This window comes from Devosia pacifica (assembly GCF_014652635.1).
Taxonomy (GTDB): Bacteria; Pseudomonadota; Alphaproteobacteria; order Rhizobiales; family Devosiaceae; genus Devosia; species Devosia pacifica.
Map to the genome: position 1 here is coordinate 746,152 of NZ_BMZE01000001.1, position 23,769 is coordinate 769,920.

The window sequence follows — 23,769 nt, forward strand, 5'->3', positions numbered from 1 at the left end:
GGCAGATTGGCACTTCGCGATAGAGTTATTCTACGAATTAAGCGGCAGCGACCACGAGAGTGAACGGCGTAAGCTGGCCGACTTCCTCATCATCGTCGGTAGCACTGACCGAGAGGTCTTCGAACGTGCCGGCCTCGGTCGGCGTGCCTGTGACGGCGCCTGTGCTGGAGTTGACTGCCAGGCCAGCAGGCCAATCACCAACAAGAGCGTAGGCATAAGGCGCAGTGCCGCCCGTGGCTTCGACGGTGAACCCGTCGTAGGCTGCGTCTTCGGTTGCCGTGGTTACCGGAGTGCCGGAGACGACAGGGCCAACGATGCCGCCGCCCATGCGCGCAAGGTCAGCCGGGAAGCTTGGGCCGGAGCCCTTTAGCTGGTCCTGGGTCATGGTGCCGACGACATCCCCACCCATGCGGGCGAGGTCGCCAATGAAGGACGGGCCGGAGCCCTTGAGGTCATTGTTGTCCATCGTGGATCTCCGATGATGGTGGTGATTACCGAAAGGTATTCCCGCCCCTTACGCACCATAGGAACGTGGTGGAGAGGCGTGTCTTGCCCTCATAGCCCCAGCGGAGTGTGAAGCTTGTGGGGCAGCGGGATGTGTCTGGCATTGAGGTGCTCAAAACGACAAAACCCGCCTCGACGGATCGGGCGGGCTTAAGGCGCAAGTTCAACTAAGTATCAATTCGTGCGCTAGTGGGCCTGATTTGCGATTTTTCGTCAAGCCGAAATGCACCGACAGAACGCGCAGCACTGTGGAGAAATCACCTTCCATGTGCTCGTAATACTCATTGCGATAGAGCATCAGATCGAGTGCTGCCCATAGGTTGGTGTGGCGATGTACCGCCTGGGCGTCGTGAATAGCGCGCTGCATGTCCGCGTACTTTGACCGAGCCCGGTTGCAACGCTCCGCATAGGTCTCATCATCCAGATCGGTACTGCTGCTGCCTGACGTGGCTGCGAGGCTATCTGGTGCCCGGATTGCGCGCAGATACGCGTCTCGCACAACAAGTGCAGCCTCTCCAGCATCGTACTGCTGGTCATCAATCTTCTTGCGCAGCTTCATGATGCCGTGAACGCTTGCCGCCTTCTGGTCACGCGCCTCTTTCTCGGTCAGGCCAAGATGCTGCATGCGGATTCGGATCGGATCTTCGTTCTCGGCATAAGCCGATGCTGCTCGCGATATCTGCCCAGATGGAGTGCGCTTCGCATTGGCCTTGCGCGGCCTTCCCCGTTTGCTCATTCGTATCGGCCCCTTCGCGGTGATGGAATTACAAGTTCAGGACGCTTGTCCTCTGTCAGCATGGCGCGCTGCCTGCGGAGTGTCTGGCGCCGGCCCTCGACGCCCGGTCCCGCATTGCGCAGATCGTGCAGCTCTTCATCGATCAGGCGGATGCGGTCTTCGACTGTGCGGGTCATGCTGCCCCCGAAAACAAGCCGGGCTGCGTTGCAGTCTCAGGCGGCTGCCACTTTTCAAAGTCCGCCTCGATCTGCTCGAAGTTGACGGGGTGCTGCTTACGGAAGTCGGGCAGCCCCGGCCCTGCGATCCATCCGCCTGCCCCGTCTTTCACCAGCCAGCGTGAGTGCGGCGCAGTCCACAGTGTCATGTTGATTTTAAAGTGCTTGAAGTCGCCGCGAGTGACATAGCCTCGCTTCGCAAGCGTCACGACGATCTTGATCGCCTTTACCTTCCACGGTGTCAGAGAAACCGGCGACTTGTCGCCTGCAACGACATCCGGCACCCAATCTGGCAACGTGATGCGCTTTGCCGGCGCGCGCTCGAACCAGTCACCGAATACATCATCGCCTGGCAAGTTCGGCTCGAAGGGATGAGAGTACGCACTTCCCCCGATGCTCACCATTTCGCCCCGGCGGCCGTACCACCGCGGCATGCCATCAGCATCAAGTTCGAGATTGCGCATGCGGATGATCGTAATTCCGAGACCTGCGCACACAGCGGAGAGATCAGTATTTACCCCGGCCGGCACGAGCACTGCCCTGCAATCAGGCTGGAAGCCGTCGAGCGTGTAAACCCATCGCCCTTTTTCCATTGCCTGGGCGATCACCTTCGCGTTCAGCTTCAGCTTGGCCTCAACGCCAATCTGAAAACCGTCTGCCGAGCGAACCAGCAAGATATCGAATCCGCCGGTCTCTGGATATGCAATCCAGCCGTCCGGAAGGCATGCGATAAACAGCCTGCACAAATCGGTTTCGCGAGAAAATGCTGCCTTGGTCATGCGCGGTTCTCCGGCTTGTGCTCGCGGCAGTAGGTCTTCTGCCTACCGTTGCCGTCACGATAGCCGTGAGGGGCGAAAGCGGTGCAGCCGGGATGGTCGCACCAGCTTACGAGCGCTTGAGGCTGCGTTGGCTCTGTGTCGCCCCTACGGATGATCGGCTTGCCGCTGTCCACGAGTTCGCTTGGCATCATGCTGCGCGCCTCGCTCCGAACTGGCGGTCGGCATCACTGAGCAAATGCTTGGGCACCAGGCAGCCGTCTGCGAACGGTGGCGGGCCGTATGTTTGCGATGACCATTCGCGGCGTTCTCTGGCGAACTCGAGCACGGTTTGCCACTTGCTGTCAGGCCACGAGGCTAGCGCTGCTTTTGGGTCCGGCTTGGCTTCGGACGCAATGCCGAGGCGATGCTTGGCGTCGTCCTTGATGCCCTCGACGTAATAGCCCCATGATCGCGGCCTGAAGCCGGCCGCGGCTTTGGCCCGGATGTACGGCAGGATATCATCCCGGAGCGAATACCCGGCTTGGATCAGACCAACGATCGGCCCGACATGCAGCAGTTTCGGGTTTCGCTCTTCACGAAAGTCGCTGATGCCAGCGGCCTCGAGCAGCTGATCGGTGAGCTTCCGATAATCGATTGCGCCTGCCGCGCGATGCTGCGTAGCAGCTATTGGTTCTGGTTCTGGTTCTGTATGGTTTTGCGGTGGCTTTTCTAAGTCCTTGATTTTTCTAGGACCGCGCGCATTTTCGGCCTGTTTATCTTGAACTTTCGCGAGAGTTTCGAGCTCCGAAACTGCGCGATAATTCGTCAGAAACTCGCCCGAAACTTCCAGTTTACCCGAGGAGACAAGTGCCTCACGGATCGAATTCCACTTCCTGACGGAGCACCCGAGCAGCCCAGAAATATAGCGGGCATCGTCCGGCAGATTGCCGCCCTGCATGTAGATCAGGTCCAAGACGACGCGGTAGGCACACTTGACCTCGAACGGCATCCCGATGGTGCCTTCGATGAAGTCGCGGGGATAAGCCTTGTAGTAAGGCAGGCCGTTCATCAGTATCTCCTCGCGAGGTTGCGGATTGCGTTCGAGGGCATGTGGACGAAGGCCTCGACGGTACGGGTCGCGCCCTGGCGCTGCTTGGCCACATTGATCTCAAGAACGTTGCGGCAGTCGCGCAGCCGCTCCATGCGGATCATGTCCTTGTCCGGCTCGGTCTCTTTGGTGCGCTCGAGGTAATAGGCCTCGCGATAGAGTAGCACGACCGTATCGGCGTCTTCCTCGATGCGACCGGATTCGCGCAGGTCAGACAGTTGCGGGCGCTTGTTCTCTCGGCTCTCGACGCCACGGCTCAACTGGCAGAGCAGTAGAACCGGGATCTGCATATCCTTTGCCAGAACCTTGAGCGCTGAGGTGATGGCACCAAGCTCCAGATGCCGGGCGCCTGCGTAGCGGTCACCGGATGCAATCAAGCCCAGATGATCCACCACAAGAAGATCGAGTGTCGCATTGAAATCGCGCATGAGCGGTTTGCGGGCTGCGCGCGCCCGGGCGGCGATCTGGGAGACCGTCAGGCCCGGCTCCTGCTCGATGATAAGCGGATACTGCCTCACTCGCTCCAAGGCGACCGAGAGGCGCTGCATGTCGGCCTGAGACACCTTGGCGTCTCGAATGTCGGTATAGGCGATCGGCGTTTGGTCGGGTTCGTATGCGATGTCTGAGAGAACGCGTTGGCCAAGCGACACTTCACCCATCTCCAGCGAGACGAATAGGACGCCTGCCCCACTCCGCGCCGCAGCGAGGCACGAACTCAATGCAAGCGTGGTCTTGCCCATAGAGGGCCTTGCTGCAGCTATGGTGAGTTCGCCCGGGTAAAGCTTGGTCACGTCATCGAGGTCTGAGACGCCCCAGCCGATACCCGTCTCAACGCCATGCTCCATGCGGTCCAGCAAGACGCTATGAGCCGAGGCAACCGCATCACCAACAGAGACGCGGCGCGAACCCTTGTTGGCTGTTGCCATCACGATGGCGTCTAGGTCGGTGATGATGCTCGAAGCCACTTCGCCGGGCGTGCCGCCGCTGTAGCCCTGTGACGCCCGGTCGGAGAGCATTCGGCCCGATTGCTCCAGCCGACGATAGTTCGCGGCCTCTGCAATCACACGGGCATAGTCAGGCGCATTGAGGACAGTCGTGGCGTTCGCTGCGAGCTTGGCGATGTACTCGCCCGTCGTCATCCCTTTGACGAGGACGGTCTTGGCGTCCAGGCCGAGCACCGATTGCATCAGTGTCACGTCAACGCGCCGCCCCTCATCGCGAGCGCGCAAGAAGGCGTCGTAGACTTGGACATGCACCGGCTCTGAGAAATCCTCGGCCCTCACAAGCCCATCGACAACATCGAGAGCGTCAGGGTTCATCAGTACGGCGCCGATCAGGGCCTGTTCGGCATCGAGATTGATATTCATGCAGCAGGCTCCGTGAAGAGCGAGAGCCAGCGTGCCCATGCCTTGCCGGCGGCGATGCCATCATGGATGTCGTGCGTTTGCTCTGCCCGCTCCTTGGCGTTCAGATAGGCGCGCCACAGGATCTGCAGCTTCTCGGCGCGAGACGTTCGCGTGTCGTCGAGGACGATGATCTCACCCACGGCGAGCCTCCAGACGTTCGACGTGTTTGAAGTATGCGGAGCGCACCGTGGTGATGTCCCTGTTGCCCAGGCATCTGGCGATTGCCGCCCAACTCATGCGCTTCTCGATGCGAAGCTGGTAAATTGCCTCAAAGCGAGCATTCGCGATCGGGCGGACCTTGGACGGAGAGATGATGTCTTTGGCGGTCACACCGTTAGAGGCGGCAATCACCGCGACGATTTCCGCCCAATGTCGAGGCTCGGTCGGCTTGCGTGGACCGATAGGCTCGGCATAGCCACGTCTTGGAAGCTTCGGCTCAGGCGAAGCCGGGATCACAAGACGGGTCACCGGACGCGCGGGATAGAGCCGGTCATGCCGCGCCCGGTATTCCTGACGCATCTGATTGGCTGAGGCGTATTCAATGGCTTGCATCTATGCCTCCTCAGAAGCTGATGCTCTGAAAGGCAGACCCGGACCTCGCCACCCTTCACAACAGGGCCAATGGCGTAGGTGCAGACGAACTTGGAATCGTCTATGCCGAGAGCATCAGCGATGCCGTCTGTTGCTGCCTGCATGCTGGAAATGAGGTTATCGCGATCCCTGCGGCGCCCGTCCGGCGGGCAGAACAGCATCGAGACGCTGACGCTGTGCCAGTCAGGTTTCTTTTCGACAGCAGCCCGGACAGCCCAGCCAGCATCCGTTCGCGCGGCCTTAGCCGCAGCGGCTTTCGGCGCCCAATGAGTGCGAGCGTTCGGGGATAGTTTCTTGTCTGGCCAAGGCAGGGTTATGCAGGTCATCCTGCAGCCCTCGGAAGATGAGGATTGCGAGCGACAACATCACGGACTTCTTGAGGATGGACGCCGAACATGAAGGCGATATCGGAAACAGGATGTCGCTTGCGCAGCATCTCCGAAAGCCGGTCCATGTCGGCCATCGTCCACCTGAGGTTCAGATGCACGGTGGTTTGTGCGGGGATGATGTCCGATCGGGACCAATTGGTTTCCGGTGTCACGCCCTGCCCTCCGCACCACGCGACTGGCGGTCAGCGCGAACCTTGTCTGCAAGATCAGCAGGACGGCCGGCAGCCGCAGCATTGAACAGCTTCCGCCGACGCGATTTGGTAAAGCCGTTGGACTTCAGCAGCCGCTCGAGAGCTGCACAATTGGCCTGATGCTTGGCCTGCCATTCCTTTGTGCCCTTAGTGGGCATTGTGAGCGCGCTCATCAGAACGGTATCCCGTCATCAGACACGATGGTGATTTTCTCAGGCCCCGGCTTCGGCAGGTGATATCCGGCGACGGCTTCAAGAACGTAGAACTCTGCACCCGGGCACGTGCTAGAGAGCCGACGCGCCTCAGCGTGGGCGAGATCTAGGACGTGGTGCTTCTTGGTTGGAGCGCCGCCTTGTGGGCTCCACACCATCCAGAACTGACTAACTGCGGTCGTCATCGTGTTCCTCCGGTTCGTTCGTTTCAGTCAGGCTCGGATCGGTCGCGGACTCCGGGCATATCCATTGAGCAAAGGCATCCGCCTTGCGTACTCGGTGACGCGCCCACCTAGCTCTCAGTGCGAGCGGCAATGAGCGCAGTAAGGCGATCCTCACGAGCTTTGAGACGTTGCCTTTCAATGCGGGCCTCCTCGACGGCCACCGCCGTCAGATCCTGGATTTCGTAGTGGTCGACGCGCCGGGCTTCCTTGAACCAGAGCGAGCGCACGCGGCGCTCCGTCCACTGGCGAGGGCGTTCCCTCAGCACATCTGCGGGTAGTCCACGCTCACGTCTCTTGAGCGCTTCGAACGCCGCGCCAATTGCGGCCTTTGCATTCCGACCCGAACGGATCGAAAAGGTGTCTTGAATAAGTTCTGATGCAAAATTGGCGTCAGTCATTTCACGCTGACCCTTGGATGAATGTGCCGAGATCTCGGCTGAGTAGGTCGAGTCCTTGGATGGGTATTCCACGTCCTTGGTCCCTTCTCTCGCTACGGTTGAAGCCATCGAAGGCAGCAACCGCTGAAAGGATCGGAACATGACGATGAGAGCGCTCGGGGACATCTGCCAGGACGTGCTGAGCGCGCTTGAAGAGGATATGGCCGGGAGCAGCCACAGAGGCGCTCACCGGAATGGGGGTGCCGATGACGCGAGGGAGGACGGATCGCATCGCCGGCATTTGGCTAGTGGTCACGAGGAGGAGGGAACGGGCCCGACTAGCCAAACTGAGAATTTGGGAGAAAAGCGCCGGAGCACAAAGGCCCCGGCTAGTCAGCAAGGAAACGTGATAGATACAACTGAACCCCGGACATATCCGGGTGAGCCCTGCCCGGCGGATCAGCGCCAACCAGTCCTGAGATTGATCTACAATCGCAGGTGGAAGCCGACGCGCGGAAGGGCACGCATCAGCTCGCATCTGAGATTGGTGTGGAGTCGCGATCATAGCTGCGCACCGAGGATAACGACGGCGCATATGGCGACAGCCAGCAACATAGCGCTGCACACGAGGGCATAAGCGATAGAGGAAAGTCCCCGGCGCTTTGCGCCAGGGATAAGCATGCTGATGAAACTAGCCATCGATTGCCGCCTCATAGACCGGGACGTCCGATACGGCCTCGGCGACGGCGGCTATGATGTCAGAGAAAGCCGCGTCTCGGATGTGCTTGATCCGGTGAAGATCAATCCACATGACGAGCTTGCCTTCATTGATCCGGTAGCGGAAAAACGCCGTGATCTTGTACCGGTCTCCACCGTAAAAGACTGGCACACCAAGCTCGATCTCCGTCGGGATCGGCAACTTGCCCGATATGCCGCCAGTCGCCGTGGTGTCATCCGTATAGTCGAGAGTGACAGAGCCGTTCTCGAGGCGAATGCCAGACTTGAACGTGACCTTCTTTTTGGCGTCGAGGGTCTTCGCCAGTTCCAACATTGTCGCCCCATCAGGGGTAACGACGTCTTCGCGGTTCTCTTCGATGAAGGTGGCAAACGCCTCCTGGTTCATCGGCTTGCCGCTGATGCTGGTCCAACGTTTCCATTCCTCGGAGAACGGAGCGCTGTATCGGATACGGTTGGCTTTATGAGCTGGCGCGTTCTCAGCCGTGACAAAGTCAATCACAGCCTCCACCGATCCCGCCTCGACGTCGGCAAATATGGAAGTTGCCGGGGTGCGATGCCGGTTTGTGTAATCGATCAGGGCTTGAACGGTTCGCGCCGAAACCGAAGCCTTGGCGTAGGCCGGCGCCGGCATGAAACGCTCTAGATCAGACAACTCCGCGCCATCAGGGACGATCGCATATGCGCCACCGTTCTCGATGAAATTGGCCTTTCCTGCCGACAATCCAGCCTGCACGGCGCTGCGGATCTCGGAATTATCCATTGGCCGCATCCTTCACCGGACGGTCTTCGTGCTTAACTTCACGCAGCGGCATTTCGGTTTGCCGCGGATCGTTGCGAAGAAGCGACCCGGAGGAAGTAGCGAAGAACAAGGTGGAGCCAACGGCCTGCTTGGGCACCTTCTGCTTGATGTCAGGAATAACCTGAACACTGCCCTCGCCGTTCGGCTTGATGGAAAGCTTCAGCGAAAGCTCGCCAACCTTTCCTGTCTCGAGGACGCCGGTAACGACCTCCCCGAGTTGGGTGCCGAGGTCTTCATAGATGGTGCCGCCGGAAAGCTCTCGGAGCACGTCTGCAAATGCACGAGACATTGTCGTCCTCACATTCTGGGACGCATCTACGGCTGCATCGCCATGGAAAGGGAAACCGCCCGTAGCCGGTATGCGATGACCGATCATGCCGCTTCCTCGGGTTTGCCGAAGACGTCAGGGCGCAGATCGTGGCGGGAAATGAACCCGTTCGACCACTCGTGCAGCTTGCCAGCCATTTCGGGAGAGACGCGGCCTATCCGGCGCGCACGCCAGATAGCGTGTTGGGAATATCCAAGCGCCTTTCCGAGCTTTTCTTCGGAGCCGGCGCGCCGCACAGCGGCTGTAAGAAGGTCGCGAACGTGTTCCATACACACACACTTACACCCAATAAGTGTGAAGTGTCAAACCTGTTTGTGTGGAGGTATGTGTTGGAAGCGTTACACGGTCGCGTGTTAGATACTCACATGGCCGACAGCTTTGAAAAAATTGGCGATCTGATCAGGGAAAAGCGCGAAGCTCGCGGCTGGAGCCAAGACGTTTTGGCGGAGCGCGTAGGCACAAGTCAGCAGAACATCGGTCGCATTGAGACTGGCAAGGTGAAACACTCGCGCTACATCGACCCGATCTTGCGCGTCCTTGGGTCAGATATAAGCCGGGCCGTATCGCAAACCGCCGAGCCCGGCGAGGTGATCCCGCAAGACTTACTCGTTGGCGAAAAGGGAATGCCTCTTTATGCCCAGGCAGAAGGTGGCGACGGCGCGATCATCATCAATTTTGATCCGATCGACTATCTGAAGTGGCCTGCCCCGTTGATCAATATCCGGGAGGGCTTTGGCGTTCTGGTGACCGAGGAATCCATGTTCCCCGCGTTCGAGCCGGGCGACATTGCCTTGGTCAATCCGCGATTGCCGCCTCGCAGAGGCAAGAATTGCGTACTGCTCGGCCCTGAAAGCAGTATGAAAGTCCGCGCGCTCATAAAGCGCTACCAGAGCCAGTCTGATGGAATATGGCGGGTTTCGCAGTGGAATCCCGCCGAAGATTTCTCGCTAGCGAAAGCCGAGTGGCCTCGCTGCTATTCGGTGGTCGGGAAGTACGACGCCCGCTAAAAGGCCAGCAGTGTCCTCTCATACTCCTCTGGTATATCCCCAAAGCGCGCCACCTCAATCGGATCATCAAACTCTCCGATATCGGGATCTCCTACTCGCGAGATCGCTATAGCTCCTACGCAGTTCTCTGCCAGGCGCTCGGCCAACCTCTTAGCTGAAGCCTCCCCTTTGGCTTGCCGCGCGGCATCGATCGACACACCCCCCTTCACCTTGCTGAACGTGATGACCGCGTAGAGCGGCTTGCGAGAACTCGTGAGCGCCATTGCCCCCTCCTGATGTTGATGCCCGATGTTCTCATTTTGTTCACGAATGAGTCAACGGCTCCACACGCAAATGATTCGGATGTGTGAATAACGTGCACAACTGATCTCACACTTAAAGGTGTTGACACGTGTGTTCGCGTGTGGGTAATGTGTACACACGATAACACACACGCCGCCCCGTCAGGAGCCGACACCATGACCCCACTCGACAGAGCCCTTGCCGCGATTGATGCACTCGGCGCTGAGTATGCAGCGACGAAGGATCGTGTGGCTTCAGATGCTCGCTATCAGGCTCTCGCTGCTGCGGCTGTCGAGGATGATCTGAACATTCCGGGCGGTCACTTCGGCATGCCTGCCATTGTCGCGGCCAATGCCTCATCTCAGCACTGGCGCTGCCTTCGCGCCAAGGCACTGGCTCATGCCCGTCAGGCTCACATCAAGGGCTTTCCTGCATCCGCAAAAGCTTCTCTGACCAAGGCTGCTGAGTGCCGGGCGGCGGAGCATCGCTATCTCGCTGCTGAGCGCCGCGCTGCTGCACGGGTGGCAGCATGAGCCATCCAGCCACCGGCCCCATCAGCCCCGACGAACTAAGGCGCATTGCCGATATGCCCTATGGCGCAGCGCAAGCCGAATTGCAGAAGCACGACCCTTTGTGGGGCAAGCTGCCTCGCGAGGAAGGCGAGCAGATCGAGTGGAAGGTGTTTGTCACTCAGGAAGTGACAATGGAAGCGTTCGTCAGGGTAACTGCCGCGTCGGCTGAGGAAGCGATGGAAATCGCTGAAACAATGCCCGAAGGCGACTTTAGCTGGGACTATAACAGCAGCGGGAGCGTCTACGCACAGGATGCGGAGCCGGCCAAATGAGCGCCCTCACCGCCCCCAATACTGCTGCACTGTCTGATGAAGAGCTGCTCGCGCTCGCATGGGCGCAGTCCGAAGGCGTGTACCGCCCGAACTGCCCTCAGCAGCTTCGCACAGCTCATGACTTGAAAGACGCCGGCTACCTGACGGACCGCACCCGGCCCGGCAATCCATACGAATTCAAGATCACACCCGCTGGCGCAGATCTGGTCGCTCGCGAAACTGCGGAGGCTCGCACCAATGGACGCTGAACTCGAAGAGCTCTTCGCTGACGCCAAGGCTGCGGCGGTCAAAGCTGCGCGCGCTCAGCACGCATACGAGACGGCAAAGGTTGCGGTCCTTCTCGCAGGCTTCTTTCTCACCACCCTGCTCTTCGCCGAATGGCTCCGCTACCCGGAGACAGCGGTGCTCACCATGATCTTTGGAGGATGAGCATGTCGAACACTGAATACGACCTGCGCCGGCAAACCGAAGCCGCAAAGGATCTGATGAGAGCCCTGCGCGAGCATGGCGCTGATGAGGACGACGATCTGGTTGCCGACGCGATCGAGGGAGAAACCTCGCTGCACGAAGCCCTGTGCGCCGCAATTGAGCAAGACGACGAAGACGACGCGCTCGAGATCGGGCTCAAGGCAGTTCGTGACCGCTTTGACAGCCGGCTTGCTTCCATCAAGGCGCGCCGGGAACGCCGAAAGGCATTGATCGAACAAGCGCTGCTGGCTGCAGAGCAGACGACGATAAAGCTCCCAGCCGCAACGCTGTCTATCGCAAAGCGCGCGCCTAGTCCGGTGATCATCAACGAGGCCGACATCCCAGCCAGGTTCTTCGTCGAGCAAGCGCGACCGGCGCCAAAGCTCGACAAGAAGGCGCTGACCCAAGCGCTGCGCGATGGCGAAGAGATAGCCGGCGCAACCCTCGACAACGGAACCGTATCCCTAACCGTGAGGCGGAAATGAACCAGATTGCACACTACGAGCACACCGATCGACAGATTGCGCTGATCAAGAAGACGACCGCGAAAGACTGCAACAACGACGAGTTCAATCTCTTTGTTGAGGTTGCGCGCGCCAAGGGCCTTGATCCGTTCCTTGGACAGATCATTCCGATGGTCTTCTCGAAGAGCGATGCGGCGAAGCGCAAGATGACCATCATCATCACCCGCGACGGCCAACGCGTTATTGCGCAGCGCTGCGGCGACTACCGGCCGGCAAGCAAGCCGCCAACATTTGAGATCGACCCCGACCTGAAGAGCGAAACCAACCCGAAGGGCATCGTCTCGGCGACCGTCTACCTGTGGAAGCAGGATGTCAAAACAGGTGAGTGGTACGAAGTCGCCGGCCAGGCTGACTGGGACGAGTTCGCGCCGGTGAAGGATACGGCAGAAGACTACGAATGGGTAGAGACCGGGGAAGTCTGGGAGGACAGCGGTAAGCCCAAGAAAAAGAAGGTTCCCAAGGGCGCTGTCACCAAGAGGCTTGATGACAGCGGCAACTGGGCACGCATGCCCAAGCTCATGATTGCCAAATGTGCGGAAATGCAAGCCCTTCGCGCCGGCTGGCCTGAGCAGTTCACCGGCCTCTATGACGAAGCCGAAATGGATAAGGCGAAGCTTGCCGACATGGATGCAAGCGAGATCGCTGCACAGGCCGAAGAGGCCGAGCGCATGCTCCGCATCGGGCGGCAAGAGGACAGCATCACCGTCACCTGGGGTAACGGCTGGGCACTTGAGAACGTGCCGCTCGGTCAGTTCGCGGATCGTGCCGCGGAGTTCATCCGGGATTCATCGAAGAAGGATGTCGGACTCTGGGCGCAGGCTAACCGCGTCGGCCTCCAGCAGTTCTGGGCGCGGTCGCCCGTCGATGCACTCGAGATCAAGAAACTCATCGAGGCGAAGGCGAAAGAACCAGATCCCGAAGGCGAAGCTGAAGAGGCGTCGGAAGACGAAGCCGCAGCCGCCTAACCCTATCCCCACCAAGCAGGGAGCCGGTTCCGCAAGGAGGCAAGTGCGAAAGCAGCCGGTGATAGTTTCAATGACCAGAGGACAGCAAGAGGACTTCGTTCAGACAGCCGAGCGCGCAATTGCCTCGGTCACTGGCGAGGCTGACATGTCCCGATGGGAAGGCAATTACATCGAGACGCATGAATACATGCAGCTTGATGATGACCTGCTCAGCCGCATCGAGGAACTGCGTCGGGACCGCATCCTCTGGATTTACGGAGTGGGCGCATGACGACGCACGCGATCAAGAACCTCGATGACCTGTCTTCGCTCAAGACAGACCTCGACGGCCGGAAGCGCCCTTTCATCGTAGAGATAACTGACGGACGCGATCGCTCGGCCGAGCAGAACCGTCTCAGCCACAAGTGGTATCGCGAGATTGCCGACCAGACCGGCGAAGACCGCGATGATGTCCGCGCAAGGTGCAAGCTGGAAATCGGCGTTCCGATCCTTCGCGAGGCATCCGAACAGTTTCGCGCCACCTATGACAGGCTGATCCGCCCTCTCGACTATGAGGACAAGCTGGCTGCTGTCCGCGACATGGACCTGCCGGTCACGCGCCTGATGAAGGTGTCGGAAATGACCCGGTACATGGACCTCGTGTTCAAGCGGCATGCCGAGGCCGGCATCGAGCTGACGATCCCGCCTGATCGCTTCGCATACGATCCGGGAAGGATGGCAGCATGAACCCGTTACACGACGACATGCCCAATATCCCCGCCTGCCCCCACTGCGGCCACGATGGCGACGGTCTGGAATGGGCATTTGCTATCACCGAGCGACGATTCACTCGCGTCCAGTGCGCCTGCCTTGCATGCGGAGCCCACGGCCCCGAGCGTGAAAGCTACGCGCAGGCAGTTGAGGCCTTCAAGGCTGGCGAGAAGGAACAGGCAGCATAATGGCCGCTATCAATTTCCAAGCGCAGTTTGTCGGTCCAATCGAGCGCGGCGAGAAATCCCAAACGATCCGTAAGACAGCACGTGTCCGACCGGGACAGCGCTTGCAGCTGTACACCGGCATGCGCACCAAAGCTTGCCGTAAGATCGTATCGCCTGATCCGGTCTGCACCATGTGCCACTACGTGCACCTAGCGCCAGAATACATCACGTTCGGTGATGCCAGCCTATTCCCAAGCGCGGATGAGTTTGCACGGCAGGATGGCTTTCGCGACTACGCCGACATGCACGCATGGTTCAAGGACCGATACGGCAGCGATCATTTCATCGGCTACGTGATCCGGTGGGAGCCTGCAGCATGACCCGCCTCACCCCCATAGAGCACGAGCTACTGTTCCTGATCCGCGAAAATGGCGGGTCTGTGTGTCCGGGTAATCCAGAGTTTCTACGCAACGCCAAACTTCGCCGCACTCTGCGCCGACTGGAACATGCAGGCATTCTTCGTGCCGAAGACACCGATGACGGCCCGAGGTTTCACTTAACCGAGCGCGGGCGCCAGGAGGTCGAGAATGGCTGATAAACCCAAGTCAGACACCCCCGCCGATTACGACGATTGGGACTATGATAATGGCTTCGTTGAGGAAGATTACGACGAGTACGAAGACTGCGGCATGATGCCGGACGGCCAGTGCACTCTGGCTGGCAGCGAGTGGTGCGATTGGGATTGCCCGCGCAATCGTGGGGGTGGCAATGCCTGAATTCCGCCGCGAGCCAATTCGCTCGAAAGCCCTGCGCCGCGCCGCCAAGGGGCAACCATGCACGCTGAACTTCCCTGGTATCTGCGACCATAACCCGGAAACAACCGTGCTGGCGCATGTCCATGACGAAAGCTTCGGCAAAAGCCGGAAGGCTGACGACACGAGTGCAGTTCACGCTTGTTACGCATGCCACTCAGCACTTGACCTGCATCGTCACGGGCTAGCCGACGCAGACCTTTACCGGATGCTGCTCAGGGCCTTGCAGCGGACGCTCAGAAGGCTTGTGGAGACCGGAGTGGTGCAGGTGCCGCTAGATCAGTCCAAGCCCGCCTCAGCGCGTCCTGTGCCGAAGCGCAAGCCACGCAATCAGCGCGCCAAGATCTACGGCAGCAAAGAGATGCCGCAGCGCCCCAAGCGCCCGGCCAAGCCCCAACACACCGCCACCAGAGAACTCACCAAAGGCATAGGGCGGATTGAAAGCCCTGAGGAGGTGGAATGATGGAAGACTGCGCAATCTTCCTTTGCGACCGGACTGGCGTTGCTGCCGAGCCTTGGGCTGAGGCCGGCATTGAGTGCTTCTGCGTTGACGTGCAGCATTCCATTCGCAGGCCTCGTCGCGAGGGAAGCATCAACTTCGTCTGGGGTGATGTTCGCTCATGGACGCCACCACAGGGATACCGGCCCGTCTTTGTCGGCGCCTGGCCACCCTGCACGCATGTCAGTGGCAGTGGGGCGCGGGATCACGCAACCAAGCGCGGGCTGATGCTCCGAGATGCTCTGGAGATATTCGAGGCCTGCCGGCAAGCGATCGCATGGTCAGGCGCCCCGGGCTTTCTGGAGAACCCTGTCGGGTACTTCTCGACAGTGCCGCACATTGGCAAGCCGGCGCACTACTTCCACCCGTCAGATTACACCGGCTGGTGCGCTGACGACCATTACACCAAGAAGACCTGCATCTGGCCGATGAATGGCTTTGTGATGCCGGAGAAGTTCACCGCACCGCACCTTGCAGACGTGCCGCCCGATGACCGCATTCACAAGGCCAGCCCAACGAGCGATCGCGGAGACATTCGCAGCGCCAGCCCGCGCGGATTCTGCCGCGCTGTCTTCAACGCCAATGCGCCGGCCAGATATCGCGAAAAGAAAGCCGCATGACCAACCCCCAACACACAGGAGCCGACATGGATAAGGATACACCGGAACTGCTGCCGTGTCTGTCGGATGGCGAGATTATGGAGATCATCAATGAGTGCTTCCCGTGGCAAACGGAAGCTAAGATCAACGATCTTCTGACCCGTGAAAAATCCGCACCGCTAATCCCTCAGGCAACCTATGACGTACCTTCCTATCGTGCTGAAAGGTTTGTTCGGGCGATAGAAAAGCGCATTCGTGCCACCTCCCCCACCGTACCAATAGAGCCGACAGAGGGGGTGGTGAAGCCGCTTGAGTGGGATCCTATTCGCGGAGAAGGCGTCGAGACTTATCAAGCAAAGTGTTCGTTTGGGATGTATCGGATATTCTCCGATGAAGACAGCGCCATGGGTGCGATTTTCGTCGAGTTCGCGGTTCATGAAGATCGCTTCTGCATGAAAGATGCCATCTCGATTGGTCGCGTCCACGACTGGAGCGCTGCCGAGAACGCCGCACAACAGCACTTCAACAACGCTGTCGCCTCCTGCCTCACCACCCCACCGTCTACCGATGTAGAGGGATTGCGGGCGGAAGCTCAGTTCCTGATCGACCGACTCGAGGACTTCGAGCGCGGCGGTATGAGCGACGACATTGAAGACGCTGTTCGCGAGTTCGAGGGACACGTTTCGCCAGCAATTGCACGTCTTCGCGACTGCCTCAGTCGTCGCCCGTCTACCGATGCAGAGGCAGAGAACAAGCGGCTGCGCGAGGCACTAGAGTGGTACGGCGAACAGACTCGACTAGCTCGCCTAAATCATAGCGAAGGCGACGCCGGGCGTCACGCACTTGCGGCAGACGGTGGCAAGATCGCCCGCCAAGCCCTCGCAGAACAAGGAGAGGCATGATGGCTCGAATTGCAAAAGACACTACCCTCGTAATCACAGTGGGTTGTTACAGCGACTACCGCGATCACGGGCCTTTCAAGGTTCTACGGGATTTTGACCAACATGAAGTAGCCAAAGAGTACACCGACAATTGGGCGAAAGAGCATCCCGACAGCAAAGATTGGGACGGCCCAGACCTGTACGGCTTCATGGGTTGGCTGGCAAAGAACGACTACATTGAGGACATAGAAGGAACGCAAGTCTGGCACTTGGGCGATTACTACCTCGAGCCTGAGACGTGGCCCGATGCGGAGCCCCAGCCATGACCCCTGCACTGATAGACAAAGAGAAGTACGCGGCGCTTGCTGATGAGTTACGTCATTTAGAACAATCAGATGCGGCGCTTGGAATACAAGCCGCCAACGCAATCGAGTCTCTCCTTGCCCAACTGTCCGAGGCTGAGAAGGCACTTAAACTCGTCCGATACGCGCTAGCGCTAGATGATGGTCGGGCGGTTCTCAAGAGTGGGTATTCTATTGGGCATATACGAGAGCACGTCAACGTAGCCCTCCCCACTCCCCCGAAAGGAACAGCCGATGACCAGTGAAACAGAACGCAGCGGCGATGTGCGGGTGACGGATGCAAACGCGAATATTGCTTGCGCCTCGGCAGACTGTAAGAACCGCGCTACCGTCCACCTTGAGAAGGGCGGGGTTGGCTCCTACTACTGTCGTGAATGCAGTGACCGCACCCTCACCGCCACCCAACAGCCACCGGCCACCATTCCGAATCTCGATAATTGCGGAACGTATCTAGCGAAGGACAACAAAGGTCAGTGGCATTACCGTAATCACGCGGGCACGTGGCAGGCTTATCCGGGGCCTTGTCAAGAAGTAGCGGCCACAGTGTCCGCATCGGCATATGAGTTTGACCGCTACATTAACGGCGAGTTGATGGCGGAAGGCGTAGTCATCGAAAATCAGCGCACCTTGTCTGAGGCGATGAAACGAGCATCTCAGATTGCAGCAAAGGGGCCGAACGGTGAGGCCCCGGTTTTGGTCCTGCGTCCTGCGAAACAGCCACCGACTACCCATAAGGTAGAGGACGAGGCGGTAGCGGAACTTGAGCCCACGCCTTTGATGGACTTGCTTGCGGTTGCAAGCGGGCTCGGGGCGCGAGGTGATGAGCGTTCAGAGAAGATTATCCGCAGCGCAGTCAGTGCCGTTGTCGAGACGGTCGAAAGGCTGACGAGGGAGCGGGACGAAGCAATGGACTCGGCGCATGGCTGGCACGGTCAGTGTCAGTCGGTCGCGACGATCTTGGGATTGCATGAACCGGAGGGAATTGGCCACGCAGAATCGGTGCGGGACAAGTTCGACGCACTCGAAGCCAAACTCACCCGCGCCGAGGCTGCTCTTGCTGAGGCGGAGAAACTGATAGAGCTTGCGCATCCGACCATGCGCGCATGCGGCTGGCAATTGGCAATTAACGCTGAGCCAGAAGGCGATGGCGTGCTTGAAGCGGCGTGTACAGAAATCGAGGCTAAGTTCGAGGACTACCTCTCTAGACAAGATCGCGCCGGCGATGGGTGCGCCCAGGATTTGAATGTTCGTATCGCCGGCCTAGAGAAGGCGGTCGCAATCGTTCGCAACACGGCACTCTATGGAGCTGCAAGCGTAGGTCTAGAATTCCGTGATCGCAAGAAAGCGGAAGGCGCCTCTGTCATGGCAACAAAACTGGCCGAGGTTGTCGACGCCACCATCCGCGATACACGGGAGGTCGGGAATGGCTAGCCGAGCAAACGATAATCTGCCCGAGGATATCCGTTCGGCAATGGACTATCTGTCAACGGGCGGGCTGGGCGAAGTCTACGGCATCACCGATATGGCCTACAGAGCCGGCCAGCCCAAGGTGCAGTGCGATGCCGACATGATGCTGGCGATCTGCATGCTGGCCTCGGAAGCCCTTGACGCCCGTCGCGCTGCTCTATCTCAGGAGAGCGACAATGGGTGAAGCGATCGGCATTTACCTGCCGTGGCTGCTTTCGGCCATCACCATCTACATGACCATCCTCGCCGGCAATAAGGCGCGTCACGCTTGGCTTATCGGTCTGGGCAATCAGGCCCTCTGGTTAGTCTTCATCATCACCACCGAAACATGGGGCCTGTTACCCATGAACCTGGCGCTGTGGACGGTCTATGCACGCAATCACTTGAAGTGGAGCCGGGCATGAGACGTTGGGGAATCTGGCCCACTGCCATAGCCTTCGGAGCAGCCATCGTCATCTGGGCAATCATGGCCCTTGGCTCTGGCCTTCAGACAATCATATGGGGGCTTATGGGATGGTAGCGAGGCCTGCACTCATCCGGCAGAGCGACGTGACCCGCATAATGCGTGGGGCCAAGGACGCTGGCATAACTATGGGAATTGTGGTGACAACCGGCGAAGTGCGGTTTGTTCCCGTTGACGAGATGGAACCGGAGCAAAAGCTTTCCGGCCTCGATCAATGGAAGGCGAAGCGCGATGCCCGCAAAGCGAAAGCACAGGCTGGTGGGCGTTCATGAGGTCAAGCGCCGGCTCTCATCCGGCGAAGTCGTCATCTACCGCTACGCCTGGCGCGGCGGGCCTCGTATCCATGCCGAGGACCCGGGCTCGCACGAATACCTAGTCGAATACACCAAGCTGACACGCGACCACGAGGATGCCAAGCGGGAAGGAACACTCGCTGGGCTGGTCTACGTCTATCGCCAGAGCGCCGCATTCCATAAGCTTGGTGATGCTACCAAGCGCAGCTACGACGCGGCAATCGATGAGATTGAAGCCGAGTTCTGCGATTTGCCGGTAGAGGTCATCGACAAGCGCGGCACACGTTCCCTATTCCTCGAATGGCGCGACGGCTTTGCCGACACTCCGCGCAAGGCGGACATGCTCATTACGGTGCTGGCGCGCATCCTGTCAGTTGCCCGCGACCGCGAACTGATCGACCGCAACCCGCTCGAGCGCGTCGAGAAGCTATCGGCCGGCACGCGCCGCGATCAGATATGGTCAGACGATCAGCTGAAGGCCTTCAAGGCTCACGCCGGCACAAAGCTGTCTCTGGCGCTCGAACTGGCCCGCTGGACAGGGCAACGCCAAGGCGACCTGCTACGCCTGCCCTGGAGCGCCTATGACGGCTCACACATCACTCTGAGGCAGAGCAAGACCGGGCGCACGGTCCGGGTGCGCGTCTCAAGCGACCTGAAGGCGCTACTGGACGGCACAAAGCGTGAGGCGGTCACGATCCTGACGACGGAGCGCGGCAAGCGCTCATGGACCAGCGACGGCTTCAGGGCCTCATGGGCGAAGACATGCGTAAAGGCGGGGATTGAGGGTGTGACCTTCCATGATCTGCGCGGCACATTTGTCACGCTCGCCTATCGTAATGGCGCATCGATCAAAGAGATTGCAGAGGTGAGCGGGCACTCGGAAAGAGACGCTGAGGCGATCATTCGACGGCACTATCTGGCCGGCGATTCTGCGGTCACAAAGCTTGAGGCGGGGAACAGAAAAGCACGCGGTTCGGTAAAAGATTGAGAACCGTGTAAAACGGGGAAAATCGGCCAACTTGGCCAATTCACCCAAAGCACTGATTTTCTTGGGGAAATGAACACTTCGGTGGTGGGTGTACAAGGACTCGAACCTTGGACCCGCTGATTAAGAGTCAGCTGCTCTACCAACTGAGCTATACACCCGGTCCCGAAGTGGCGCCTCTCTAGCAAAGCGATTCCGGCCTGTCCAGAACTTCCGTGCAAGGGGGCCAATCTTCTGCGCGCAACCAATCCTGGTTCCACGCCTTTGACCTGCGTTAAGAATCCCCGCCTTTTACGCGAAACGCCAAAGTCCCAAGGAGCGACGTAATGGAGAACGGCGAAATCTTTTCGGTGTCTACCGAATGGATCCTGTCAAACGCACTATCCCTTTTGACAGCACTGATCGTGCTGGCTGCCGGTTGGATACTTTCCGGCTTCCTTGCCAAGAACGTCGGCAAGGTGCTGCCCAACGGCAAGCAGATGGACCAGACCATCGCCCCGATCCTCTCGCAGGTTGTCCGTTACGGTATTCTGCTGGTGACGCTGATCATCGTGCTCGGACAGTTTGGTGTCGAGACCGCCTCGATACTCGCCATTCTGGGTGCGGCGGGTCTTGCTATCGCCCTGGCCCTACAGGGGACACTGTCCAACATCGCGGCGGGCGTGATGCTGATCTGGCTCCGGCCCATCCGCACCGGCGAATATATCGACGCCGAGGGTCTGTCGGGCACTGTGGTCGAGATCGGACTGTTTGGCACGCAACTTCGCACCTATGACGGCATCTATGTGTTCGCGCCCAACTCGCAGCTCTGGGACGCAAGGATCACCAACTACACGCGCGAAGCCACACGCATGGCTGAGATCAAGATTGGCATCGCATACGATGCCAACATCGCCCAGGCCCGCGAAGTGCTTCTGAACGCCGCGACTTCGGACGAACGGGTGCTGGAAACACCTGCGCCAGCGGTATTTGTGGCTGATCTCGCCGATAGCGCCGTGATCATGTCGCTGCGGGCATGGACCACAGGCCCCAATAATTGGTCCACGAAGAATGATCTGAGGGAAAAGGTGAAAATCGAGCTCGACAACGCCGGAATCGAAATCCCGTACAACAAGCTCGACGTAAGCATCCTCAAGCAGACAGAGTCTGCCTGAGGCAGCGCCGCCGGCGGTGATGACAATCGCCGCCGGCTACCGAACTAGTACCCCATTCGCTTCAGACGCTTGAACTCCCCAAGATCGAGGACGTTGTCGTCGCTGCGAAGGTCGTTCGAGCGCATCTCGTCAATCAGACCGATAGTGCGTTCTATGATGTTGCGCAGTTGCAGAGTTCGCGAATCGGCATCGTGCAGGATGGTCGCCGCCTGCTCCAGATGATCGCGTGCAAGTAGATATGTCGGGGACATGCCCAGCCTCGTAAACCGTGGGTTTCAGGATATTCGGCGCGTTGCGGCGCTGTGAGAAGCTGGGGCCGCCATGCTTTCGCAGTTCTTATGCGGCTAGGGTAGTTTTAATGAAAATTGCCGGTATCGGATTACGCATACCAGGGAGCCCCGTTTTCCGGGCTCCCGGCTATTTTCCGGCAATCCCAATGCTGTTGAAATCTTCAATAGCCTCCGTGCCGGCACTTAAGCCAGGGCAAGACACGAATCAAACCTACGGGATTTTCAGCAGTTCCTGCGCCGACTACAGTGCTGGGACCTGCCCAGATGAAGATCGTTCTTAATGCCCAGACCGCCTTTTTCGCGCCTCGCCGCTGACCTCCCCGACACTGTGCCGTTTGTCGGCCCCGAAACCATCGAGCGCCGGCTCGGACGACCGTTTCGCGCCCGCATCGGTGCCAATGAAAGCGGCTTTGGGGCTGCGCCCCAAACGATTGCAGCCATGCAGGCCGAGGCACCTGAGGCCTGGAAGTACGGCGATCCAGAAAATTACGATTTGCGCGCTGCGATAGCGCAGCATTGCGGCGTGAGGGCCACCGAGATTGCTGCTGGCGATGGCGTCGATTCGCTGCTCGGCCTTGCGGCGCGGCTCTACATCAATCCGGGAGATCCTGTGATCACGTCACTCGGTGGCTACCCGACCTTCGATTTTCACGTCGTGGGCTTTGGCGGCCGCGAGGTGAAAGTCCCGTTTGTCGACTATCGTGAAAATCTCGATGGTCTTCTGGCGGCCGTTGAACGCGAGGGAGCGCATCTCGTCTATCTCGCGAACCCCGATAACCCGATGGGCACATGGTGGCCTGCAAGTGACGTCAGCGCCTTCATGGATGCCCTTCCTGAAGACACGATGCTGATCCTCGATGAGGCCTATGGCGAGCTGGCGCCGGCAGGAACCCTGCCCGATATCCATCCTCTCCGCCCCAACGTTCTGCGCATGCGCACCTTCTCGAAGGCGTATGGCATGGCTGGCGTTCGCGTCGGTTACGTCATCGGCGAAGAACAGACGATCGCGGCGTTCAACCGTGTTCGCAACCACTTCGCAATCAGCCGCATCGGCCAGGCTGGCGCCATCGCGGCTCTCGGTGCCCAGCAATGGCTGCGGGAGACGGTTGCCGAAATCATCACCTGCCGAGACCGGCTGGGCAAAATCGGGCGCAACAATGGTCTCACCCCAATTCCATCGGCAACCAACTTCGTCACCATGGATACGGGCAGCAACGCGGCCTTCGCCCGCGCCATTCTCGAAGCTCTGGCAACGCGCGGTGTATTCATCCGCAAACCAGGCGGACCTGGGCTCGATCACTGCATCAGGATCAGCGTCGGACCGCACGAGGCGCTCGATATACTCGAGGCCGAGTTGCCCGGCGCGATCGCTGAAGCGAAAGCTGCCGAGGGCTAGCGCCCTTCAATGATCTCGACACGCGCAATCAGCCCGCGGTGATTGGAGCCCAGCGGATCGGGAAGTGCCGATATCCGCGAAATATATGCGGGCTTGCGCGTGAAGATGTTGTCGATCGGAACGCCGGCCGGACCGAACTCGGTCGGCCACGTCGCCGGATATTCCGGTCCGGGGATCATGCCGGTGTTCAACAGCAGCCGGTGGATATTGCCAGACCAGGCAGCGGCGTTGAGATCGCCGGCAAGCACCAGCGCGCCTTCGCTCTGGTTCAGAAACTGCGTCAGTTTGAACGCTTCTCCCTGCGCCTGCCAATCGAAATATGGCTTAGTCAGGTGGACTGCAGCCAACCGGACCGGCTCGCCATCAATAGTGGTGCGGGCCAGAATTGTGCGGTTTGGCGAGAATGAACTGAGGCTCAAGATGTCGACATCGATCAGTTCGGTCTTTGACAGGATCATCAGATCGCAGGTCGCGACCTCGACGCAGCCAGCGCGATACGGATAGCGCTGCGACAGCCGCGAGAACTCGCTGTAGACCGGCGCGCCTTCGGTTAATACGACGACATCGGCATCCCGCTCGAGCAGCATGTCGGCAATCGCCTCACCGTTCTGGTTGGAGATCAGCACGTTGAAGCTGAGGACATCGAACCCCGTTGCGAACTCGGCTCCCTCAACCAGGGTGCGCGCCTGTTGCTGCGTGTTGATGATCGACCAGCTATGGAAAAGGCTCGCGATGAGCAGTAGCGCCGTTCCCAGAGCACGCCACGGTGCGGCAAGGAATAGGAACGCTGGCAAGAAAACGGCGAGACCGATTGCCAGATGAAGCCTGAGCGATTGCAGAAGCGCTTGGCCCGGCAAATATGGCGGCGCACTCGCCGCAATGACGATCAGACCGACCACGAAGGCCAGGCCCGTTACAATCCCTCTGATCTCGCGCTTGTCGATCATCACGTTCCCGGCACAGGAGAGCGTGATGACCGGAGTTC

General features: G+C 59.4%; 42 protein-coding genes and 1 tRNA gene. 24 read left to right on the forward strand and 19 right to left on the reverse strand.

What is annotated here, in order from left to right:
* Positions 1-37: 37 nt before the first annotated feature.
* The 15 genes from IE127_RS03755 to IE127_RS03825 all read right to left on the reverse strand — a co-directional run bounded on the left by IE127_RS03755 (position 38) and on the right by IE127_RS03825 (position 8,845).
* Positions 38-466, reverse strand: a complete 429-nt coding sequence (locus IE127_RS03755; protein ID WP_189423558.1) for a putative Ig domain-containing protein — start codon at positions 464-466, stop codon at positions 38-40.
* Positions 467-667: 201 nt separating this feature from the next.
* Positions 668-1,240 carry a hypothetical protein gene (locus IE127_RS03760; protein WP_189423560.1) on the reverse strand — a complete coding sequence of 191 codons (573 nt, stop codon included), beginning with the start codon at positions 1,238-1,240 and terminating at the stop codon, positions 668-670.
* On the reverse strand, positions 1,237-1,416 hold the full coding sequence (locus tag IE127_RS03765) for a hypothetical protein (RefSeq protein WP_189423562.1): 180 nt from the start codon (positions 1,414-1,416) through the stop codon (positions 1,237-1,239). Before IE127_RS03765 ends, IE127_RS03760 begins: the two co-directional genes overlap by 4 nt.
* Positions 1,413-2,234 (reverse strand): hypothetical protein, encoded by an 822-nt coding sequence (locus IE127_RS03770; protein WP_189423564.1) that lies wholly within the window; start codon positions 2,232-2,234, stop codon positions 1,413-1,415. Before IE127_RS03770 ends, IE127_RS03765 begins: the two co-directional genes overlap by 4 nt.
* 187 nt (positions 2,235-2,421) lie before the next feature.
* The gene (locus IE127_RS03775; RefSeq protein ID WP_189423566.1) at positions 2,422-3,282 is read right to left on the reverse strand and encodes a DUF1376 domain-containing protein; all 861 of its coding nucleotides are present in this window, start codon (positions 3,280-3,282) and stop codon (positions 2,422-2,424) included.
* Positions 3,282-4,688, reverse strand: a complete 1,407-nt coding sequence (locus tag IE127_RS03780; protein ID WP_189423568.1) for a replicative DNA helicase — start codon at positions 4,686-4,688, stop codon at positions 3,282-3,284. Before IE127_RS03780 ends, IE127_RS03775 begins: the two co-directional genes overlap by 1 nt.
* Entirely contained in the window at positions 4,685-4,867 is a 183-nt protein-coding gene (locus IE127_RS03785) for a hypothetical protein (RefSeq protein WP_189424751.1), read from the reverse strand. Before IE127_RS03785 ends, IE127_RS03780 begins: the two co-directional genes overlap by 4 nt.
* Complete coding sequence (locus IE127_RS03790) at positions 4,860-5,279, reverse strand: helix-turn-helix domain-containing protein (protein WP_189423570.1); 420 nt, start codon at positions 5,277-5,279, stop codon at positions 4,860-4,862. Before IE127_RS03790 ends, IE127_RS03785 begins: the two co-directional genes overlap by 8 nt.
* A 361-nt stretch (positions 5,280-5,640) precedes the next feature.
* Positions 5,641-5,859 (reverse strand): hypothetical protein, encoded by a 219-nt coding sequence (locus IE127_RS03795; RefSeq protein WP_189423572.1) that lies wholly within the window; start codon positions 5,857-5,859, stop codon positions 5,641-5,643.
* Positions 5,856-6,071: a hypothetical protein gene (locus IE127_RS03800; RefSeq protein ID WP_189423573.1), complete on the reverse strand. Its 216-nt coding sequence runs from the start codon at positions 6,069-6,071 to the stop codon at positions 5,856-5,858. Before IE127_RS03800 ends, IE127_RS03795 begins: the two co-directional genes overlap by 4 nt.
* A complete protein-coding gene (locus tag IE127_RS03805; protein WP_189423575.1) occupies positions 6,071-6,295 on the reverse strand; it encodes a hypothetical protein in 225 nt (74 codons plus the stop codon). The genes IE127_RS03800 and IE127_RS03805 overlap by 1 nt, the downstream gene beginning before the upstream one ends.
* 107 nt (positions 6,296-6,402) lie before the next feature.
* Positions 6,403-6,804 (reverse strand): hypothetical protein, encoded by a 402-nt coding sequence (locus tag IE127_RS03810; RefSeq protein ID WP_194599187.1) that lies wholly within the window; start codon positions 6,802-6,804, stop codon positions 6,403-6,405.
* 598 nt (positions 6,805-7,402) lie between these two features.
* Positions 7,403-8,209, reverse strand: coding sequence for a DUF2303 family protein (locus IE127_RS03815; RefSeq protein WP_189423579.1), 807 nt, complete (start codon positions 8,207-8,209; stop codon positions 7,403-7,405).
* Positions 8,202-8,537 (reverse strand): YfdP family phage-associated protein, encoded by a 336-nt coding sequence (locus IE127_RS03820; protein ID WP_189423580.1) that lies wholly within the window; start codon positions 8,535-8,537, stop codon positions 8,202-8,204. Before IE127_RS03820 ends, IE127_RS03815 begins: the two co-directional genes overlap by 8 nt.
* 83 nt (positions 8,538-8,620) lie before the next feature.
* Positions 8,621-8,845: a YdaS family helix-turn-helix protein gene (locus IE127_RS03825; protein ID WP_189423582.1), complete on the reverse strand. Its 225-nt coding sequence runs from the start codon at positions 8,843-8,845 to the stop codon at positions 8,621-8,623.
* A 30-nt stretch (positions 8,846-8,875) separates the two neighbouring features.
* Here IE127_RS03825 and IE127_RS03830 point away from each other — a divergent pair, with 30 nt between their 5' ends.
* The gene (locus IE127_RS03830; protein ID WP_189423584.1) at positions 8,876-9,583 is read left to right on the forward strand and encodes an XRE family transcriptional regulator; all 708 of its coding nucleotides are present in this window, start codon (positions 8,876-8,878) and stop codon (positions 9,581-9,583) included.
* Here IE127_RS03830 and IE127_RS03835 read toward each other — a convergent pair.
* Positions 9,580-9,846 (reverse strand): hypothetical protein, encoded by a 267-nt coding sequence (locus tag IE127_RS03835; protein WP_189423585.1) that lies wholly within the window; start codon positions 9,844-9,846, stop codon positions 9,580-9,582. The genes IE127_RS03830 and IE127_RS03835 overlap by 4 nt on opposite strands.
* A 195-nt stretch (positions 9,847-10,041) precedes the next feature.
* On the opposite strand from IE127_RS03835, the gene IE127_RS03840 reads away from it, so the two are divergent.
* The 21 genes from IE127_RS03840 to IE127_RS03940 all read left to right on the forward strand — a co-directional run bounded on the left by IE127_RS03840 (position 10,042) and on the right by IE127_RS03940 (position 19,947).
* Positions 10,042-10,398: a hypothetical protein gene (locus IE127_RS03840; RefSeq protein WP_189423586.1), complete on the forward strand. Its 357-nt coding sequence runs from the start codon at positions 10,042-10,044 to the stop codon at positions 10,396-10,398.
* The gene (locus IE127_RS03845; RefSeq protein ID WP_189423587.1) at positions 10,395-10,709 is read left to right on the forward strand and encodes a hypothetical protein; all 315 of its coding nucleotides are present in this window, start codon (positions 10,395-10,397) and stop codon (positions 10,707-10,709) included. The genes IE127_RS03840 and IE127_RS03845 overlap by 4 nt, the downstream gene beginning before the upstream one ends.
* Positions 10,706-10,957, forward strand: a complete 252-nt coding sequence (locus IE127_RS03850) for a hypothetical protein (RefSeq protein WP_189423588.1) — start codon at positions 10,706-10,708, stop codon at positions 10,955-10,957. The genes IE127_RS03845 and IE127_RS03850 overlap by 4 nt, the downstream gene beginning before the upstream one ends.
* Positions 10,947-11,138, forward strand: a complete 192-nt coding sequence (locus IE127_RS03855) for a hypothetical protein (RefSeq protein ID WP_189423589.1) — start codon at positions 10,947-10,949, stop codon at positions 11,136-11,138. Before IE127_RS03850 ends, IE127_RS03855 begins: the two co-directional genes overlap by 11 nt.
* Before the next feature lie 2 nt (positions 11,139-11,140).
* Complete coding sequence (locus IE127_RS03860) at positions 11,141-11,662, forward strand: siphovirus Gp157 family protein (protein WP_244639918.1); 522 nt, start codon at positions 11,141-11,143, stop codon at positions 11,660-11,662.
* The gene (bet, locus tag IE127_RS03865) at positions 11,659-12,666 is read left to right on the forward strand and encodes a phage recombination protein Bet (RefSeq protein WP_189423591.1); all 1,008 of its coding nucleotides are present in this window, start codon (positions 11,659-11,661) and stop codon (positions 12,664-12,666) included. The genes IE127_RS03860 and bet overlap by 4 nt, the downstream gene beginning before the upstream one ends.
* Before the next feature lie 70 nt (positions 12,667-12,736).
* Positions 12,737-12,937, forward strand: coding sequence for a hypothetical protein (locus tag IE127_RS03870; RefSeq protein WP_189423592.1), 201 nt, complete (start codon positions 12,737-12,739; stop codon positions 12,935-12,937).
* On the forward strand, positions 12,934-13,392 hold the full coding sequence (locus tag IE127_RS03875; RefSeq protein ID WP_189423593.1) for a NinB/YbcN family protein: 459 nt from the start codon (positions 12,934-12,936) through the stop codon (positions 13,390-13,392). Before IE127_RS03870 ends, IE127_RS03875 begins: the two co-directional genes overlap by 4 nt.
* Complete coding sequence (locus tag IE127_RS03880; RefSeq protein WP_189423594.1) at positions 13,389-13,604, forward strand: hypothetical protein; 216 nt, start codon at positions 13,389-13,391, stop codon at positions 13,602-13,604. The genes IE127_RS03875 and IE127_RS03880 overlap by 4 nt, the downstream gene beginning before the upstream one ends.
* On the forward strand, positions 13,604-13,963 hold the full coding sequence (locus tag IE127_RS03885) for an ASCH domain-containing protein (protein WP_189423595.1): 360 nt from the start codon (positions 13,604-13,606) through the stop codon (positions 13,961-13,963). The genes IE127_RS03880 and IE127_RS03885 overlap by 1 nt, the downstream gene beginning before the upstream one ends.
* Positions 13,960-14,178, forward strand: coding sequence for a hypothetical protein (locus IE127_RS03890; RefSeq protein ID WP_189423596.1), 219 nt, complete (start codon positions 13,960-13,962; stop codon positions 14,176-14,178). The genes IE127_RS03885 and IE127_RS03890 overlap by 4 nt, the downstream gene beginning before the upstream one ends.
* Positions 14,171-14,359: a hypothetical protein gene (locus IE127_RS03895; protein WP_189423597.1), complete on the forward strand. Its 189-nt coding sequence runs from the start codon at positions 14,171-14,173 to the stop codon at positions 14,357-14,359. The genes IE127_RS03890 and IE127_RS03895 overlap by 8 nt, the downstream gene beginning before the upstream one ends.
* Positions 14,352-14,858: a nuclease domain-containing protein gene (locus IE127_RS03900; RefSeq protein WP_189423598.1), complete on the forward strand. Its 507-nt coding sequence runs from the start codon at positions 14,352-14,354 to the stop codon at positions 14,856-14,858. The genes IE127_RS03895 and IE127_RS03900 overlap by 8 nt, the downstream gene beginning before the upstream one ends.
* Positions 14,855-15,514, forward strand: coding sequence for a hypothetical protein (locus tag IE127_RS03905; protein WP_244639920.1), 660 nt, complete (start codon positions 14,855-14,857; stop codon positions 15,512-15,514). Before IE127_RS03900 ends, IE127_RS03905 begins: the two co-directional genes overlap by 4 nt.
* A 26-nt stretch (positions 15,515-15,540) precedes the next feature.
* Positions 15,541-16,395 (forward strand): hypothetical protein, encoded by an 855-nt coding sequence (locus IE127_RS03910; protein ID WP_189423599.1) that lies wholly within the window; start codon positions 15,541-15,543, stop codon positions 16,393-16,395.
* Positions 16,395-16,700: a hypothetical protein gene (locus tag IE127_RS03915; protein WP_189423600.1), complete on the forward strand. Its 306-nt coding sequence runs from the start codon at positions 16,395-16,397 to the stop codon at positions 16,698-16,700. The genes IE127_RS03910 and IE127_RS03915 overlap by 1 nt, the downstream gene beginning before the upstream one ends.
* A complete protein-coding gene (locus IE127_RS03920) occupies positions 16,697-16,981 on the forward strand; it encodes a hypothetical protein (RefSeq protein ID WP_189423601.1) in 285 nt (94 codons plus the stop codon). Before IE127_RS03915 ends, IE127_RS03920 begins: the two co-directional genes overlap by 4 nt.
* Positions 16,971-18,167, forward strand: coding sequence for a hypothetical protein (locus tag IE127_RS03925; protein ID WP_189423603.1), 1,197 nt, complete (start codon positions 16,971-16,973; stop codon positions 18,165-18,167). Before IE127_RS03920 ends, IE127_RS03925 begins: the two co-directional genes overlap by 11 nt.
* Entirely contained in the window at positions 18,160-18,387 is a 228-nt protein-coding gene (locus IE127_RS03930; protein WP_189423604.1) for a hypothetical protein, read from the forward strand. Before IE127_RS03925 ends, IE127_RS03930 begins: the two co-directional genes overlap by 8 nt.
* Positions 18,380-18,607, forward strand: a complete 228-nt coding sequence (locus tag IE127_RS03935; RefSeq protein WP_189423605.1) for a hypothetical protein — start codon at positions 18,380-18,382, stop codon at positions 18,605-18,607. Before IE127_RS03930 ends, IE127_RS03935 begins: the two co-directional genes overlap by 8 nt.
* A 290-nt stretch (positions 18,608-18,897) precedes the next feature.
* Entirely contained in the window at positions 18,898-19,947 is a 1,050-nt protein-coding gene (locus IE127_RS03940) for a tyrosine-type recombinase/integrase (RefSeq protein ID WP_189423606.1), read from the forward strand.
* Between the two features lie 82 nt (positions 19,948-20,029).
* Here the strand turns inward: IE127_RS03940 and IE127_RS03945 are convergent.
* Positions 20,030-20,105 (reverse strand) — tRNA-Lys (locus tag IE127_RS03945).
* 165 nt (positions 20,106-20,270) lie between these two features.
* Here IE127_RS03945 and IE127_RS03950 point away from each other — a divergent pair.
* Positions 20,271-21,098 (forward strand): mechanosensitive ion channel family protein, encoded by an 828-nt coding sequence (locus tag IE127_RS03950; protein ID WP_189423607.1) that lies wholly within the window; start codon positions 20,271-20,273, stop codon positions 21,096-21,098.
* A 44-nt stretch (positions 21,099-21,142) separates the two neighbouring features.
* Here the strand turns inward: IE127_RS03950 and IE127_RS03955 are convergent, their stop codons facing one another.
* Positions 21,143-21,349 carry a hypothetical protein gene (locus tag IE127_RS03955; RefSeq protein ID WP_189423608.1) on the reverse strand — a complete coding sequence of 69 codons (207 nt, stop codon included), beginning with the start codon at positions 21,347-21,349 and terminating at the stop codon, positions 21,143-21,145.
* 319 nt (positions 21,350-21,668) lie between these two features.
* Here IE127_RS03955 and IE127_RS03960 point away from each other — a divergent pair, with 319 nt between their 5' ends.
* Positions 21,669-22,784, forward strand: a complete 1,116-nt coding sequence (locus IE127_RS03960) for a pyridoxal phosphate-dependent aminotransferase (RefSeq protein WP_189423609.1) — start codon at positions 21,669-21,671, stop codon at positions 22,782-22,784.
* On the opposite strand, the gene IE127_RS03965 is transcribed toward IE127_RS03960, so the two are convergent.
* Positions 22,781-23,731, reverse strand: a complete 951-nt coding sequence (locus IE127_RS03965) for an endonuclease/exonuclease/phosphatase family protein (RefSeq protein ID WP_189423610.1) — start codon at positions 23,729-23,731, stop codon at positions 22,781-22,783. The two genes, IE127_RS03960 and IE127_RS03965, sit on opposite strands and share 4 nt — an antisense overlap.
* Positions 23,732-23,769 lie beyond the last annotated feature (38 nt).